The sequence below is a fragment of the Amycolatopsis halotolerans genome (assembly GCF_042647905.1).
Classification (GTDB): Bacteria; Actinomycetota; Actinomycetes; order Mycobacteriales; family Pseudonocardiaceae; genus Amycolatopsis; species Amycolatopsis halotolerans.
Genome location: NZ_JBHRWI010000003.1, coordinates 137,088 through 151,328, shown reverse-complemented (window position 1 = coordinate 151,328; position 14,241 = coordinate 137,088). Strand labels below are relative to the sequence as shown.

The window sequence follows — 14,241 nt, the reverse complement described above, 5'->3', positions numbered from 1 at the left end:
GTTACGTCGGTTCGCCGATGTCCTCGAACCACAGCGCGGGTTCCCGCTGGATGAATTCGGTCATGAGGGCGATGCAGGCTGGGTCGTCGAGAAGGTCGATGCGGACGCCGTGTTCGGCCAGCCAGTCGTGCCCGCCGGTGAAGGTCCGCGATTCGCCGATCACCACGTGCGGGATGCCGAATTGCCGGACCAGGCCGCTGCAATACCAGCACGGCGACAGCGTCGTGACCATGATCGTGTCGCGATAGTGCGGGCGGCGGCCGGCGGCGCGGAAAGCGGCGGTTTCGGCGTGCTGGGACGGGTCGCCGTCCTGGACGCGGCGGTTGTGGCCGCGTCCGAGGAGCTTCCCGTCGCGGTCGAAGAGGGCCGCGCCGATCGGGACGCCGCCCTCGGCTTTTCCGGCTTCCGCCTCTTCGCGGGCGACAGCGAGCAGGTCGTCGAGCATGCGTCACTGTTGCCGGTCTTCGCGGAGCACGGCAAGTCCTGGGCGATCGAGGACCGGAACTGTCCGCGAAGCGTGGCAGAGTAACCGCCATGTACGGAACCTCCGAACGCCTCTTGCGCCTGCTCTCCCTGCTGCAGGCGCGCCGCGAGTGGCCTGGTCCGGACCTCGCGGGCCGGTTGGGGGTCGACGTCCGGACGATCCGGCGCGACGTCGAACGGCTGCGGCAGCTTGGCTATCCGGTGCACGCGACGCCGGGGGTCGCGGGCGGGTACCGGCTGGGCTCCGGCGCCGCGTTGCCGCCGTTGCTGCTGGACGACGACGAGGCGGTCGCGGTGGCGGTCGGCCTGCGGACGGCGGCGAACGGCACCGTGTCGGGGATCGAGGAGACGTCCGTGCGGGCGTTGGCGAAGCTCGAACAGGTGTTGCCCGCGCGGCTGAGGCACCGGGTGCGGGCGATGGATTCGGCGATGATCCGGATCCCCGGCGGCGCGCCGACGATCGACGCGGAGCTGCTCACCGTGGTCGCGGCCGCGTGCCGGGACAACGAGCGGCTGCGGTTCACCTATGGCACGCACGCGGGCGCCGTGGCCGAGCGCGATGTGGAACCGTTGCGGCTCGTGCACACCGGCTGGCGGTGGTACCTCGTCGCGTGGGACCTCGGCCGCAATGACTGGCGCACCTTCCGGCTGGACCGCATCGACGGTCTCCCGACGCCCAGTTTCCGTTTCACGCCAAGGGAACCGCCGGCCGAAGACCTCGCCGCGTACGTGTCGAGCCGGATCGCGACCGCGCCGTATCCGCACATCGTGACGTTGCGGGTGTCGGCGCCGGCGGAGGTGCTGTCCGCGCGGGTTTCGCCGACTACGGCGGTGATCGAGCCGATCGACGACGAAAGCTGCCGAATGCGCACCGGCGCGAAAACCTTCGATTACATCCCGTTTTACCTCGCGCAGTGGGAATTCGACTTCGTGGTGGAGGACGCGCCGCCGGAATTGACGGGGCGTTTGGCGCAGATCGCGGAACGGTTCGCGCGGGCTGCTTCAGGCCGAGGTGGCGACGGCTAGCAAGTCCGCGGCCGCAGTGGACAGCGCCTCGGGGAAACCCTTGCCGTCACGGTGTTCCTCGGCCATCCAGCGTTCGGTGGCGAGTCGCAGCACGGACAGGCCGAGATCAGTGGCCAGCCGCGCGGTTTCGGGGGCGATTCCGCGGTCCAGCAGTGCGGTCGTGAGCGCTTCCGAAATGGTGACAAGCTTGATCAGTTCCCGTTCCCGCAGCGGGGGATTGGCCGCGATCACCGTTGCCCGGCGGAGCAGGAATTCGCGCGGGCGGAATACGCGCGGCGCGGTGGCGAAGGCGGCCAGCAGGGTGGGCAGCGCGGGAGTGCCCGGCGGGACGGCGTCGATCGCGGTGACGAACTCGGTTTCCAGTTCCTGGCTGCCGCCGAACAGCACTTCCCGTTTGTCGGCGAACCACCGGTAGAACGACCGCTCGGTGAGGTTCGCGCGCTGGGCGATCTGCGCGACCGTGGTGCGGTCGTAGCCCTGTTCCTCGAACAGTGCCAGCGCGGCCTGCTCGAGCCGGTTCCGGGTGTTGCCCTCCCATCGCGCCATGCGCCCAGTGTAGCGACAGCAGATGCTGTCATCACTCTGGTAGCGTCAGTGACGACAGCTTCTGTCATCACTCGCGAGGAGACATCAGATGCGCACCCTTCGTTTTCACGAGCACGGCCCGGCGGGCGAGGTATTGCGGGTCGAGGACGCCGAAGCCCCGAACCCCGGGCCGGGCCAGATTCGCGTCGCGGTTCAAGCGTGCGGGCTGAACCCGGCGGACTGGGCGTTGTGCGAGGGCCTGTTCGCCGGTGACCTGCCGCGCGGGGTCGGGCTTGAGGTGTCCGGCACGGTCGACGCGCTCGGCGAAGGCGTGACTGGCGTGGAGATCGGCGACCCGGTCTTCGGGTGCGCGCCGTTCACCGGCCCGACCGCGGGTGCGTCCGAGCTGGTGCTGCTCGATTCGTGGTTCCCGCGTCCGGACGGGCTCGACGCGGTCCACGCCGCGGCGTTGCCGATGGCGACCGGCACGGCTTACGCGGCGCTCGACGCACTCGGCGTCGGCTCCGGCAACACCCTGCTCGTCCACGGCGCGGGCACCACTACCGGGTTTGCCGCCACGCAGATCGCACTCCTGCGCGGGGTGCGCGTGATAGTCACGGCGGGCGAGACGCACGCCGAGACACTCCGCTCAGCTGGCGCGGAAGTCACCACCTACCACGATGGAATCGCCGACCGGGTGACGGCGCTGGCCGGGGGACCGGTCGACCTCGTGCTGGACGCGGCCCCGTTCAGCGGCGCGGTGGCCGAACTCGTGCGCACGGTCAAGGAACCCGGCCACGTGCTGACGCTCGATCTCAGCTCGGACGAACCCGGGGTCCAGACCATTGTCAACTCGGGCGCCCAGCCGCGCTACGACGTCCTCGGCGAGTTCGCGTCGCTCGCGGCGCAGCGGCGGTTTTCGATTCCGGTGTCCCGGATTTTCCCGCTGGACGACTGGCGTGCCGCGCTTGAACTGAGCCAGTCGCGGCAGGCTCGGGGCAAGCTGGTGCTGGCGCTTTAGCTCGCGCCGAGCATGCGGAGGACCAGTTCGCCGTATTCCTTGCCCAGTTCGGTGGGCGTCTGCCGGGTCCGTTCGCTGTACCAGCGTGCGACGTCGACGCCCAGCGACAGCACGGCCCGCGCGGCGATCCCGACGTCGCCGACGGTGAACGCGCCGGATTCGACACCGTCGGCGATCACCTCGCGCACGCGCTGCTCGATCTTCCGCCGCAGCTGCGCGACGACCTGATATTCCTTCTCCGGCAACGCATTCAGCTCGTACTGCACCACGCGCGCGACGGTGTGCCGCCGCGCGTGCCAGGCGACGAAATCCTCGACCAGCAGCCGCATCCGCTCCACCGGGCCGGTGACGCGCCCGAGGACGTCCTCGACGAGGGCGAGCGTCTGCTCGTGGCCGTTGCGGCTGATGGCGAAAAGCAGCGCGGCTTTCGAGGGGAAGTGCACGTACAGCGCGGCCGGGCTCATCCCCGCCGCGCCGGCGATGTCCCGCGTGGTGGTGGCGTGGTAGCCGCGTTCGGCGAACGACTCCACCCCGGCGAGCATCAGCCGGCGCGCGGTCTCGGGCTGCACGTCGGGCCACAGGTCGGCCGAGAGCGTGGTCATCCGGCGATCCTCCTCTAGTCCCGCGCCGGCCGGTGAGCCCGCCCGTCGTCCCTAGAGTGTAAGCGCTCGCTCAGTGCGGAGTCCGGTGATTCGGCTTCGCCGGTCAGATGACGTAGCGCCATCCGGTGAGGGAGTAGGCGCTGAACCAGCACCCGAGGAGGACGAAGGCGGCCGTCGTGGCCACTGCGGTGCCCGGGCGGCGGGCGGCGAGACCGCGGGCGATCGGGAACAGCAGGATGAAACCGGGGATCAGGAAGCGCGGCTTGACGGTCGGGAGGCCCGCGGTGCCCACGACCAGCACCACGATTCCGGCACCGTAGGCGGCGAGCGGCCACCACCGCGACAGCGGGCGCAGCGTTTTCGCCAGCAGGACGGCGAGCACGGCCGCTCCCAGCACGACGAAAACGGTCAGCGTCTCCATTACCGAAGAACCGGATGCCAGTTTCTGCCAGGAGAATTCCGCCGCCTCTCGGCCGCCGTCGAAGCGGGTTCGCCAGTTGTCCCATTCGAGGTCGAACCAGCCGGTCGGGCTGCCCGTCCAGACCGCGACGAAGACCCACCAGCCGAGCAAGCCGAGCGGGCACAGCACCGCGCAGATCATGGTCGTCCAGCGGTCGCGGGTGCGGACGAAGGCGATCACCGCGGCGACGCCGACGACGGCGATGAGGACCGCCGCGGTCGAACGCGTGAGGCCAGCGCCCACGCAGCACGCGGCGGCCAGCAGCCAGCGGCGCTCGACGACTCCGACGAGCGTCCAGGCGGCGAAGGCGGTGAACAGCGCTTCGGTGAAGACCATCGACTGCGTGATGGCGAGCGGTGCGCCGGCCCACAGCGCTACCAGCAGCAACCCGGTGCGCGCGCGGCCGTCGATTCGCTGGGACAGCCGGAAGATCGCGGCCGCGGCGAGGCATCCGGCGACTGCGCTCACCAGCAGCCCGGCCAGGACCGTGCTGCCCAACGTGATCGGCGAGACGACACGGAGCAAGGTCGGATACGCCGGGAAGAACGCGAGCGGCGTGTAGGGCGCGTAGTTCCCCGCCGCGTCGTACAGGCCGCGGGTGGTGCCGAAGTAGCCGTAGTCGGCGATGTCCAGGTAGAACTGCCCGTCCCAGGCGGTGAGACGGCCGATGAGGGGCTGGCCGGTCCGCACGGTGAACAGCGCGAGCAGGGCGACGCTGAACACGCGGATGACCAGGTACCCGCCGATCGCGCGGACGTACGGGCGTTGGTGCCAGCGGATCGTCGGCGGGGTGAAGGCGGTTGGTTCGGCAAGCGTCGTCAAGGTGGTTCTTTCTCGTGGAGCGGGCACTGGCGGACCGGTCAGCGGTGGCTGGTGCTGGTGGGGTGGCGGCCAGTGGTCGTCGTGCGGTTCGGGGTGGTCCCGGGGGAGCTGCGGCCGGGTGTCGGGACAAGGGTCGGGGCGGGCTGGGGTCCGGTGGTCGGCGCGACGGCGGGCTGGACGGTCTGCGGCGCGGTGGCCGGACCGGTTTGGCCTGCGGTCACTGTCACCAGAACGACGAGCAGCGCCGTCGTCAGGGCGCTCCCGCCGACCACGACGAGGTTCCGCAGCTGGCGTCGCTTGCGGCCTTCCGACAGCAGCCGCTCGGGATCCACGCCGGGCGGCGGTTCGTCGACCGGCCCGGCGAGCAGGATCACCGCGCGTGCTTCGTCGTCGTTCATGCCAGCCCCTCCTGGGACGCCAGGTGCCCGAGCTGGCTGGGGTCGAGGAGTTTGCGCAGGGTCGCCAAGCCGCGCGCGGACTGGCTCTTGACGGTGCCCGCCGAGCAGCCGAGAGCGGCGGCGGTCTCGTCGACGCTGAGGTCGTCCCAAAACCGCAGCACGAGAACCGCGCGTTGTTTCGGCGGGACGCCGTCGAGAGCCGCGCGCACGGAAAGCCGCTGGGCATGGTCGGGCTCCGGTGCCGTGCTGACGTCCGGCAGCTCCGCGGAAAGGTGCTCGCGCGAACGCCACTTCCGCCGGTTTTCGTTCAGGAACGCGCGCACGACCATCCGCCGCACGTAAGCGTCCAATTCGCCCCGCCGGACCAGCCTCGGCCACACGCGGTAGAGCTTGAGGAAGGTGACCTGCAGCAGGTCGTCGGCCCGGTGCCAGTCTCCGCACAGGACGAACGCGGTGGCGCGCAGGGAACCCGAGGACGCCGCGACGTACGCGACGAACTCGTCCTCCCACCACGCGTCTTGCTCCACACGGGGTACAGGCCTCGTGGCGCCGGGGAGGTTGCATGCGGATGGAGTGACCCAGGTCATAAAACGCGGACCTGCTGGTGTGTCCACAGTGGACTGATCGATCCCGCTCCGCCCATCGGGAGCGGGGAACGGTCGACGCTTGCGCAAGGGGGAAGAGTCGTGCCAAAGTCTCTGTGCAATGTCACATGACACACTGCCGGAATCAGGGAGACCCCATGAGCACGGTGGCCCGGCCTTGGCGCGGCATCCATGTCGCGACCGCCCTGCCGTTCAACGACGACCTCTCGGTGGACTACGACGGTTTCGCCGAGCATGTCCGGTGGCTCGCCGAAAACGGCATGGACGGCGTGACTCCCAACGGTTCGCTGGGGGAGTACCAGACCCTCACGGACGAGGAGCGGGCGCGCGTCGTCGAGGTCGCGGTCGAGGCCGCGCCGGACGGTTTCGGGGTCATGCCCGGTGCCGCCGCGTACGGCTCGGGGGAGACCTGCCGATGGATCGAGCAGGCGGCTCAGGCCGGCGCGCACTCGGTGCTGCTGCTTCCGCCCAACGCGTACCGAGCCGACGCCGACGCTGTCGTCGAGCACTACCGCGCCGCTGCCGCGGTGGGTCTTCCGATCGTGGCGTACAACAATCCGTACGACACCAAGGTCGACTTGACCCCCGACCTGCTCGCGCGGCTTTTCGCGGAAGACCTCATCGTGGCGGTCAAGGAGTTCACCGGCGATGTCCGGCGCGCGTACGAGATCGCCGAACTCGCTCCTGGGCTCGACGTGCTGATCGGCAGCGACGACGTGGTGCTCGAACTCGGCATCGCGGGGGCGGTCGGTTGGATCGCCGGATACCCGAACGCGCTGCCCGTCGCGTCGAAGAAGCTCTACGACCTGGCTACGTCGGGGCAAGCCGAGGACATCGCCGCGGCGGTCCCGTTGTATCGGGACCTGCATTCGTTGCTGCGCTGGGATTCCAAGACCGAGTTCGTGCAGGCGATCAAGGCGTCGATGGACATCGCGGGCCGCAAGGGCGGCGCGTGCCGTCCGCCCCGCCACGCCCTGACCGGCGCCGCCGCGGACCGGGTGAACGCCGATACCAAGGCGGCCCTCGAAAAAGGCTATTGCTGACCCGTCGCCGCAAGAACTTCGCACAGGAAGCGAGAACCGATGAGGACGAGTCGAATCATCCACGCGGTCGATTCCCACACCGAAGGAATGCCGACCCGCGTGGTGACCGGCGGGGTCGGCGTGTTCCCCGGCGCGACGATGGCCGAACGCCGGGTGTGGTTCCAGGAGAACGCCGACGAGTTGCGGACCTTCCTCATGTGCGAGCCGCGCGGGCATTCCGCGATGAGCGGGAGCATCCTGCAGCCGCCGACGCGACCGGACGCGGACTACGGCGTGCTCTTCATCGAGGTCTCGGGCCTGCTTCCGATGTGCGGGCACGGCACGATCGGGACCGCGACGGTCCTCGTGGAAACCGGGATGGTTCCTGTCGTCGAGCCGGTGACGACCGTTCGGCTGGAAACGCCTGCCGGTCTCGTGGTCGCCGAGGTCGCGGTCGCGGACGGGAAAGCCACGTCGGTGACGATCCGCAACGTGCCGTCTTTCTCCTTGGCGCTGGACGCGAGCGTCGAGGTTCCCGGTTTCGGGGACGTGCGGTACGACCTCGCTTTCGGCGGGAACTTCTACGCGATCGTCGACCTCGACGACTTGGGTCTTCCCTTCGACCGGAAGGCCAAGAACGAACTGCTCGACGCCGGTCTGAGGATCATGAGCGCGATCAACGAACACGCGCTGCCCCGGCATCCCGAGCGCCCCGACATCTCCGGCTGCCACCACGTTTACCTCAAAGCGCCCGGCTCCGACGCGAAACATTCGCGGCACGCCATGGCTATTCACCCCGGATGGTTCGACCGTTCGCCCTGCGGCACCGGGACGAGCGCCCGGATGGCTCAACTGCACGCACGCGGCGAACTGGGCCTCGACACCGATTTCGTCAACGAGTCCTTTATCGGCACCACTTTCACCGGAAGGCTGGTCGAGGAAACGAATGTCGGCGGAATACCGGCGGTAGTACCGACGATCACCGGACGCGCCTGGATCACCGGCACCGCGCAATACCTGCTCGACCCGACAGATCCGTTCCCCGCCGGGTTCGAGCTGTGACCACGCCCGACGTCCTGATCATCGGCGCCGGTGCGCTCGGCGCCGCCACGGCTTGGTTCGCGACCCGTGCGGGCCTTTCCGTCGAAGTCGTCGAACAGGGCCAGGTGGCCGGCGGCACGACCAGCAGCTGCGAAGGGAATCTCCTGGTCTCGGACAAAGAAGCCGGACCCGAACTCGATCTCGCGCTCTTGTCGCTGGCCGCCTGGCGGGAGGAGCTTGGCGAACACGGCTCGCTCTGGGAGTTCGAGCGCAAGGGCGGCCTGGTCGTGTCGTCCACAGTGGACTCCGCGGCCGGACTGGCCCAACTGGCCGAGCGGCAACGCCTCGCGGGTGTCGAGGTGCTTGACCTCGCCCCGGAAGCGATTCCCGACTACGAGCCGCATTTGACCCGTGATCTTTCCGCGGCCGCGTTCTATCCCCAGGACTGCCAGGTGCAACCCATGCTGGTAGCGGCTCACCTGCTCCGGATGGCGCGCGAACGCGGCGCCGAGGTCCGCACCGGCACCCGAGTCGTCGGGTTTATCCGGGACGGCGACCGGATCCTCGGCGTCCGAACCGATCGCGGAGACCGGTACGGCGGCTGCGTCGTGAACGCCGCGGGAACCTGGGCGGGGGAGGTCGCCGCGCTCGCCGGAGTGGAGGTCCCCATTCTGCCGCGCCGGGGCTTCATCCTCGTGACGCAACCGCTGCCGCCTACTGTGTTCCACAAGGTGTACGCCGGGGAATACGTTGCCAGCACCCAAAGCTCCGGCGAAGGGCTGCAAACGTCAACGGTGGTCGAGGGAACTCGGGCGGGAACGATCCTCATCGGCTCCTCCCGCGAGCGGGTGGGCTTCGACCGTTCCGTGTCGCCGCAGGCACTCCGGGAGATCGCCGCCAAGGCGCTCGTGCTCTATCCGTCGCTGGGCCGGGCCAAGGTGATGCGCAGCTACCTGGGGTTCCGCCCGTACTGCCCCGATCACCTCCCGGTCATCGGACCGGACCCTCGGGCGCCCGGCCTTTGGCATGCGGCGGGCCACGAAGGCGCGGGTATCGGTCTTTCCGCCGGAACAGCGAAGATTCTCGTCCAAGCGCTTCTCGGCGAGGCACCGGACATCGACGTCTCGCCCTTCGCACCCGAACGGTTCGCCATGCCGGAGGCCTCGTGACCACCACCGTGACGCTGACCTTCGACGGTCAGCCGCTCGCCGCGTCGCCCGGACAGAGCGTCGGCGCGGCGCTCACCGATGCCGGGGTGCGTTCCTGGCGCACGACTCGCCGCGGCGGTCGGCCCCGGGGCCTGTTCTGCGGGATCGGCGTCTGCTTCGACTGCCTGATCACCGTGGACGACGTGGCTGACCAGCGGGCCTGCTTGGTGCCGGTCCGGGACGGCATGGTCGTGCGGAGCGATTCCGATGAGTAGGTACGACGTCGTCGTGGTCGGCGGCGGTCCGAGCGGTCTCGCAGCCGCTGCGGCAGCGTCCGGGAACGGCCTGCGCGTGGCGCTCGTCGATGCCTCGTCTCAGATCGGCGGCCAGTACTGGCGTCGGCCGAGCGATCAAGCGGCTGCGCAGCACGGCACGACACTTGAGTCGCTGCGCCGACGCCTGATCGACGTCGACCATTACCCGGAACACCAGGTCTGGCTTCTCGAGCCGGGCGGAGAGCATCGCCTGCACCTGGCACCGGCCCACGAAAGCGTGCGAAGCGCGGCCCCGCCTGTCCTTCGCGCCCGTTCCCTGATCCTGTGCCCGGGTGCCTACGACCGCCAGCTGCCGATCCCGGGGTGGGACCTCCCCGGGGTGATGGCGGCGGGCGGAGTCCAAGCCCTGGTGAAGGCGCACGGTGTCCTGCCCGGTCGGCGAGCCGTCGTCGCGGGCACCGGGCCCTTTCTGCTTCCGGTGGCGCGGCAGCTCGCGGAAGCGGGCGCGGAGGTCGTCGCTGTCTGCGACGCGAACAGCATCACGGGCTGGATGCGGACGCCGCTCGGTGCGATGGCTGTTCCGGCCAAACTGGGCGAAGCCGTGTCGTACGCCGCCGCGTTCGCGCGGCACCGCATTCCCTTCCGGGCATGCACAATCGTCGCTGCCATCGACGGCGACGACAAGGTCGACTCTGTGCGGCTTCGCAAGGTCGACCGCGCCGGAAACCTGACCGGCGGGAGCGAGACGCTCGACGGGATCGACCTGGTCGCCCTGGGCTGGGGATTCACGCCGTCTCTCGAACTGATCCTTGCCGCGGGCGCCGCCACCCGCGTCGACCTGGACGAATCGTTGGTCGCCGTGGTCGACGCCTGGCAACGTACTGATGCCGCCGGTGTCTACGTCGCGGGCGAGGCTACGGGCGTCGGCGGGGCACTTCTCGCGCTTGCTGAAGGCGAGATCGCGGGCCTGACTGTGGCCATGGACCAGGGTCGCTCCGTGGACCGCCGACGCGTTGGCCGCCTCCAGCGCCAGGTGCGGCGGGGGAGAGCTTTCGCGGCTGCCATGCATCGCGCGCACCCCCTGCCCGCGGGCTGGCAGGCGTGGCTCGAGCCGGACACGACAGTGTGCCGGTGCGAAGAGGTCACCGTCCAAGACATCCGCGACGCATGCCAGGCTCTGGGTGCCGTCGACGCACGGACGGCGAAGCTCTTGGCGCGGCCCGGGATGGGGTGGTGCCAGGGCCGCGTCTGCGGATTCGCCTCGGCCAAGCTCGCCCAGGGCGAGGGAAAACGCTTGGCGGTCAACGATCTCGCGCCGATGTCCAAACGGTCGATCGCGATGCCGGTGTCCTTGGAACGGCTCGCTGCGGACGAACCTCACTAGGATGAGCGTCCGGGAAGAAGAGGAGTGAGGGATGAGCGCGAACATCCAGGAGTTCGAGAAGACGACACTCCGGGAGCGGGTCTCGCACGCCCTTCGCGCCGCAGTCGTGGCCGGGGAGCTCGAACCCGGCAACGTCTACTCTGCGCCGGAACTGGCCAAACGGTTCGGTGTGTCCGCCACTCCCGTGCGCGAAGCGATGCTCGACCTGGTCCGCGAAGGCCTGGTCGCCACCGTCCCGAACAAGGGTTATCGGGTCACGGAGATGGCCGAGAGCGAGCTGGACCAGATCACCGAGCTTCGCATGCTGATCGAGCCTGCTCTGGTTGCCCGCGCTCTTGCCCACATTCCGGATGGCGATCTGCCGGAACTTCGAGCGATGGCCCAGGCCATTGTGGACGAAGCGGCGGCGGGCGATCTGGTCGCGTACACCGAGGCGGACCGGGCGTTCCACCTCAGGTTGCTGGGCTATGCCGGGAACGACCGGGCGACTTCGCTGATCGCCGATCTGCGGGCGCATACCCGGCTCTACGGCCTCGCCGCTTTGTCCGAACGCGGCGAATTGGAGGAGTCCGCGCGCGAGCACCACGAGATCCTCGACGCGATCGCCGGGGGGAATGCCGGGCTGGTCGAGAAGCTCATGCGTACTCACATCGGGCATGTGCGGGAGTCGTGGGCCAGTGCTGAGCCGACGCAGCGGAAGCGGAATTCTTCGTCGTGAGCCCCGACGACCTTGCCGACGCCGCCCTGGACCGCGGCCTGCAGGTTCCCGCCGATGGCGTAGACGTGCCTGCCGAACACGGATTTCCCGGGGACCAGGACGCGTTCCGTGTGGGCAGCGCCTGCGGGGCGGCGGAGCCGGGTGCCGAGACTGCGATGCGTATCATCGTCAGCCGGGGAACGACGGAACGGCTGCTGCCGATCTCGTTCCGCGCAGGGCGAAAGGGGAGGCGTGGAGTGTCCGAGATGTCGCCAAGGACGCCTTGAGAAAGCCAAGGCAACCCGGTTTGCTCTTGTTATTGCCAAATGCCCTGAATGCGACGCAATTTGGCCGGTCGAAGGAAGTGTCGGCGCGGATAACTTCGTTCAGTTTCAGCTATTCCTGGACCTCGTAGGCGAATCCGAGACGGACACTCCTTACGAGGAAATCGGCTCGCTTTAGCACAGCTCACCGGACCTTGAGCCCGAGCGAAAGACGAGCCTGCGACGTCCACGCGGCCAGAAACGCTTCCTCTCCCGCATCCCCCGGTGTATGCCCGACAAGTGCTTCAAGAATCGGGTAGTACGTCAGCGAAGCGAGCAGCACCGACGCGGTGGCCGCCGGATCCTCGACCTGAAAGTCGCCACGCCGCACGCCGGACGCGATCCACTCCGTCGCGACCGTATAGACCGATCCGAGCACGCCGTGCCACATTTGCTCCAGCAGGTCCGGAAAAGGTTCCAGCTCGCGGAAAATGATGCGCAATGCCGCACGGTCACGGCGCATGCTGTCCCAAACCAGTCGCGCGACCGTCGGCAGTGCCTCGTCCGGTGCCTCCGGCAGCGCGGCCGCTCGGCGACTGCTCTCGCTGACCCCCGCCAGGTGCTGCCGCACGATTTCCTCCAGCAGTGCCCGCTTGGACGGGAAGTGCTTGTACAGCGCCCCGGAGCCGGGGTTGAGCCCGCAGGCTCGCTGGATGTCGGCGGTCGAGGTCTGGTCGAAGCCCCGTTCGGAGAACAGCCGGGTGGCCGCTTCGACCAGGTTCTGCCGAGTGACTCCGGGAGTTGAACGCGCCATAGTGAGAGAGTACTCTCTTTCCTATGATCGAGGTTCAGGTGACCGAGACGATCAACTGCCCGGCGGACCGCGTGCTCGAGTTCGTGATGGATCCCCGTGCCTACGCCGCGGTCGACCGCAAGATCGGTGCGATCGACTGGGTGCGGCGCGACGGGGATGTCACCGAATTCCGCTTCGGCAGCAAGCTTCCGGGGCTGCCCGGTCCCGCGGCGAAGATCGTTTCGCGGATGAGCCGGACCCCGGGCGAGCGGGTGGACGTGCGGCTGCCGCCGATTCCGGCGAATCGGCTGGCCAATCTCGTCTCCGAGTTCAGCGCCAGCTGGGTATGCGTCCCGGCGGGCGAGCAGACCGCGGTCACGCGGACGGTGCGATGCGGGTTCAAAGGGCCGATGAAGTGGCTGGCGGAACCGGTTCTGCGCCGCACGTTGCGGCCGGACGTCGAGGACGAGATGCGGCAGGCCAAGGCGGCGCTTGAGGCCCGTCAGTCCTGAACGGGACAGACGCCGCCCCGGTGTGCGGAACTCAGCCGAAGACGAACCAGAGGAACGCAGCGAGTCTGGCCGGAAGGAATCTCAGCGCGGTGAGGGAGCGGCAAACGCGGCGAACGGAAGGCGGGACACCGAGGAATTCCTAACGCTCCGGTACGGACGCGGCCGTGTCCTCGGGTGCGGTCCGAGCCGTGATCGCGTCGGCGGGCCCGAGCCGCTCCGCCGCGAAGTCGAGGAGGGCGGAGGCGCGCGGAGTGAGCTTCATGTCCGCCGGCCAGATCCCCACTACGTGGGAAACCGTGACAGGGGGGTCGAGAGGCCTGATGACGACCGGTCGCCCCTCGATGCTCATGGGGAGCGCATGCGGCCGGGACATGAGCAGCCCGTACCCGAGTCCGCGGCCCACCAGTGCCTCGACGAGGCCGATCTGGGAGACCCTGGCTTCAATCCTGGGCTCCAGGCCGCGCGCGGTGAACGCGTCCGCCACATTGCGGACGCCCGGTGTCGCGTCGTACTGGATGTAGGGCTCGTCGGCGAGATCCGCCAGATCCACCGTTTCGGCCGCCGCGAGTGGATGCCCGGGAGGCAGGTGCGCCTCGAGTTCTGTCGCATAGATCCTGCGGCGTCGGCATCCGATCGGCAGTGACACGTCGTAGACGAGGGCCACATCGAGACGCCCTGCTTCGAGAGCGGAGAGCAGCTCTTCGTTGGTGCCCACCGTGATCCCGATGCTCACGCCGGGATGCCTCTTGGGGAAGCCCTCGAGCAGCTCCGGCACCACGTTCGCGGCGAAGCTCGAGTAGCAGCCCAGCCGCACTGGACCCCTCAGTTCCTGTTCGCGCCCGGCGCTCAGGACGAGTTCGTGCGTGTCGGCCACGATCTGACGAGCTCGTCTGGCGAAATCCTGACCGGTCGGCGTGAGGGTGAGCCCTCTGGCCTTTCGCCGCACGCACAGCTGCTCGCCCACGGCGCTCTCCAGGCTCGACACGGCCTGTGACAGCGCGGACTCCGAGATGTGCAGGTGCGCCGCGGCCGCGCTGAGCGTGGGGAAGTTCGGCAATGCCGCGAACAGTTCGAGTTGCCGCAGGCTCACCTCGGAGATGGTTGCCCCACTTCTTCAGTTCAACCGAATTACATCCTCACATTACCACGATTTACACGCAGACG

The 14,241-nt window shown here is 68.9% G+C and carries 17 protein-coding genes; 9 read left to right on the top strand and 8 right to left on the bottom strand.

All coding sequences use genetic code 11. The features are described from left to right. Nucleotide 1: 1 nt before the first annotated feature. Nucleotides 2-445: a nucleoside deaminase gene (locus ACFORO_RS02150; RefSeq protein ID WP_377868852.1), complete on the bottom strand. Its 444-nt coding sequence runs from the start codon at nt 443-445 to the stop codon at nt 2-4. Between the two features lie 89 nt (nt 446-534). On the opposite strand from ACFORO_RS02150, the gene ACFORO_RS02145 reads away from it, so the two are divergent. Further along, nucleotides 535-1,509 (top strand): helix-turn-helix transcriptional regulator, encoded by a 975-nt coding sequence (locus ACFORO_RS02145; RefSeq protein WP_377868853.1) that lies wholly within the window; start codon nt 535-537, stop codon nt 1,507-1,509. On the opposite strand, the gene ACFORO_RS02140 is transcribed toward ACFORO_RS02145, so the two are convergent. Beyond that, nucleotides 1,486-2,055, bottom strand: a complete 570-nt coding sequence (locus ACFORO_RS02140) for a TetR/AcrR family transcriptional regulator (protein WP_377868854.1) — start codon at nt 2,053-2,055, stop codon at nt 1,486-1,488. The two genes, ACFORO_RS02145 and ACFORO_RS02140, sit on opposite strands and share 24 nt — an antisense overlap. An 88-nt stretch (nt 2,056-2,143) precedes the next feature. On the opposite strand from ACFORO_RS02140, the gene ACFORO_RS02135 reads away from it, so the two are divergent. After that, nucleotides 2,144-3,055, top strand: coding sequence for an NADP-dependent oxidoreductase (locus tag ACFORO_RS02135; protein ID WP_377868856.1), 912 nt, complete (start codon nt 2,144-2,146; stop codon nt 3,053-3,055). On the opposite strand, the gene ACFORO_RS02130 is transcribed toward ACFORO_RS02135, so the two are convergent. The 4 genes from ACFORO_RS02130 to ACFORO_RS02115 form a co-directional block, all read right to left on the bottom strand. Further along, nucleotides 3,052-3,657 carry a TetR/AcrR family transcriptional regulator gene (locus ACFORO_RS02130; RefSeq protein ID WP_354738489.1) on the bottom strand — a complete coding sequence of 202 codons (606 nt, stop codon included), beginning with the start codon at nt 3,655-3,657 and terminating at the stop codon, nt 3,052-3,054. The two genes, ACFORO_RS02135 and ACFORO_RS02130, sit on opposite strands and share 4 nt — an antisense overlap. A gap of 103 nt (nt 3,658-3,760) precedes the next feature. Further along, on the bottom strand, nt 3,761-4,939 hold the full coding sequence (locus ACFORO_RS02125; RefSeq protein ID WP_377868857.1) for a hypothetical protein: 1,179 nt from the start codon (nt 4,937-4,939) through the stop codon (nt 3,761-3,763). A gap of 38 nt (nt 4,940-4,977) precedes the next feature. Continuing rightward, nucleotides 4,978-5,337 (bottom strand): hypothetical protein, encoded by a 360-nt coding sequence (locus ACFORO_RS02120; protein WP_377868858.1) that lies wholly within the window; start codon nt 5,335-5,337, stop codon nt 4,978-4,980. Next, a complete protein-coding gene (locus ACFORO_RS02115) occupies nt 5,334-5,864 on the bottom strand; it encodes a SigE family RNA polymerase sigma factor (RefSeq protein WP_377868859.1) in 531 nt (176 codons plus the stop codon). Before ACFORO_RS02115 ends, ACFORO_RS02120 begins: the two co-directional genes overlap by 4 nt. A 215-nt stretch (nt 5,865-6,079) precedes the next feature. Between ACFORO_RS02115 and ACFORO_RS02110 the strand changes: the two genes are divergently transcribed. From ACFORO_RS02110 to ACFORO_RS02085, 6 genes are read left to right on the top strand one after another with little or no spacing between them, the layout of a single operon-like run. Next, the gene (locus ACFORO_RS02110) at nt 6,080-6,985 is read left to right on the top strand and encodes a dihydrodipicolinate synthase family protein (RefSeq protein WP_377868860.1); all 906 of its coding nucleotides are present in this window, start codon (nt 6,080-6,082) and stop codon (nt 6,983-6,985) included. Nucleotides 6,986-7,024: 39 nt separating this feature from the next. After that, a complete protein-coding gene (locus tag ACFORO_RS02105) occupies nt 7,025-8,026 on the top strand; it encodes a proline racemase family protein (RefSeq protein ID WP_377868861.1) in 1,002 nt (333 codons plus the stop codon). Further along, nucleotides 8,023-9,174 (top strand): NAD(P)/FAD-dependent oxidoreductase, encoded by a 1,152-nt coding sequence (locus ACFORO_RS02100; RefSeq protein WP_377868862.1) that lies wholly within the window; start codon nt 8,023-8,025, stop codon nt 9,172-9,174. The genes ACFORO_RS02105 and ACFORO_RS02100 overlap by 4 nt, the downstream gene beginning before the upstream one ends. Beyond that, nucleotides 9,171-9,428 (top strand): (2Fe-2S)-binding protein, encoded by a 258-nt coding sequence (locus ACFORO_RS02095; RefSeq protein ID WP_377868863.1) that lies wholly within the window; start codon nt 9,171-9,173, stop codon nt 9,426-9,428. The genes ACFORO_RS02100 and ACFORO_RS02095 overlap by 4 nt, the downstream gene beginning before the upstream one ends. Then, nucleotides 9,421-10,812 carry an FAD/NAD(P)-dependent oxidoreductase gene (locus ACFORO_RS02090; RefSeq protein WP_377868864.1) on the top strand — a complete coding sequence of 464 codons (1,392 nt, stop codon included), beginning with the start codon at nt 9,421-9,423 and terminating at the stop codon, nt 10,810-10,812. Before ACFORO_RS02095 ends, ACFORO_RS02090 begins: the two co-directional genes overlap by 8 nt. A 31-nt stretch (nt 10,813-10,843) precedes the next feature. Then, on the top strand, nt 10,844-11,530 hold the full coding sequence (locus ACFORO_RS02085; protein ID WP_377868865.1) for a GntR family transcriptional regulator: 687 nt from the start codon (nt 10,844-10,846) through the stop codon (nt 11,528-11,530). A 447-nt stretch (nt 11,531-11,977) separates the two neighbouring features. On the opposite strand, the gene ACFORO_RS02080 is transcribed toward ACFORO_RS02085, so the two are convergent. After that, entirely contained in the window at nt 11,978-12,586 is a 609-nt protein-coding gene (locus tag ACFORO_RS02080; protein ID WP_377868866.1) for a TetR/AcrR family transcriptional regulator, read from the bottom strand. A 23-nt stretch (nt 12,587-12,609) separates the two neighbouring features. On the opposite strand from ACFORO_RS02080, the gene ACFORO_RS02075 reads away from it, so the two are divergent. Continuing rightward, entirely contained in the window at nt 12,610-13,077 is a 468-nt protein-coding gene (locus ACFORO_RS02075) for an SRPBCC family protein (protein WP_377868867.1), read from the top strand. 139 nt (nt 13,078-13,216) lie between these two features. Here ACFORO_RS02075 and ACFORO_RS02070 read toward each other — a convergent pair whose 3' ends face one another. Then, on the bottom strand, nt 13,217-14,167 hold the full coding sequence (locus ACFORO_RS02070; RefSeq protein WP_377868868.1) for a LysR family transcriptional regulator: 951 nt from the start codon (nt 14,165-14,167) through the stop codon (nt 13,217-13,219). Between the last annotated feature and the right edge of the window lie 74 nt (nt 14,168-14,241).

Coding starts and splice junctions, on each gene's coding strand:
- ACFORO_RS02105 (WP_377868861.1), top strand. CDS start 7,025: ATGAGGACGAGTCGAATCATCCACGCGGTCGATTCCCACACCGAAGGA.
- ACFORO_RS02110 (WP_377868860.1), top strand. CDS start 6,080: ATGAGCACGGTGGCCCGGCCTTGGCGCGGCATCCATGTCGCGACCGCC.
- ACFORO_RS02080 (WP_377868866.1), bottom strand. CDS start 12,586: ATGGCGCGTTCAACTCCCGGAGTCACTCGGCAGAACCTGGTCGAAGCG.
- ACFORO_RS02120 (WP_377868858.1), bottom strand. CDS start 5,337: ATGAACGACGACGAAGCACGCGCGGTGATCCTGCTCGCCGGGCCGGTC.
- ACFORO_RS02140 (WP_377868854.1), bottom strand. CDS start 2,055: ATGGCGCGATGGGAGGGCAACACCCGGAACCGGCTCGAGCAGGCCGCG.
- ACFORO_RS02150 (WP_377868852.1), bottom strand. CDS start 445: ATGCTCGACGACCTGCTCGCTGTCGCCCGCGAAGAGGCGGAAGCCGGA.
- ACFORO_RS02090 (WP_377868864.1), top strand. CDS start 9,421: ATGAGTAGGTACGACGTCGTCGTGGTCGGCGGCGGTCCGAGCGGTCTC.
- ACFORO_RS02145 (WP_377868853.1), top strand. CDS start 535: ATGTACGGAACCTCCGAACGCCTCTTGCGCCTGCTCTCCCTGCTGCAG.
- ACFORO_RS02135 (WP_377868856.1), top strand. CDS start 2,144: ATGCGCACCCTTCGTTTTCACGAGCACGGCCCGGCGGGCGAGGTATTG.
- ACFORO_RS02085 (WP_377868865.1), top strand. CDS start 10,844: ATGAGCGCGAACATCCAGGAGTTCGAGAAGACGACACTCCGGGAGCGG.
- ACFORO_RS02130 (WP_354738489.1), bottom strand. CDS start 3,657: ATGACCACGCTCTCGGCCGACCTGTGGCCCGACGTGCAGCCCGAGACC.
- ACFORO_RS02075 (WP_377868867.1), top strand. CDS start 12,610: ATGATCGAGGTTCAGGTGACCGAGACGATCAACTGCCCGGCGGACCGC.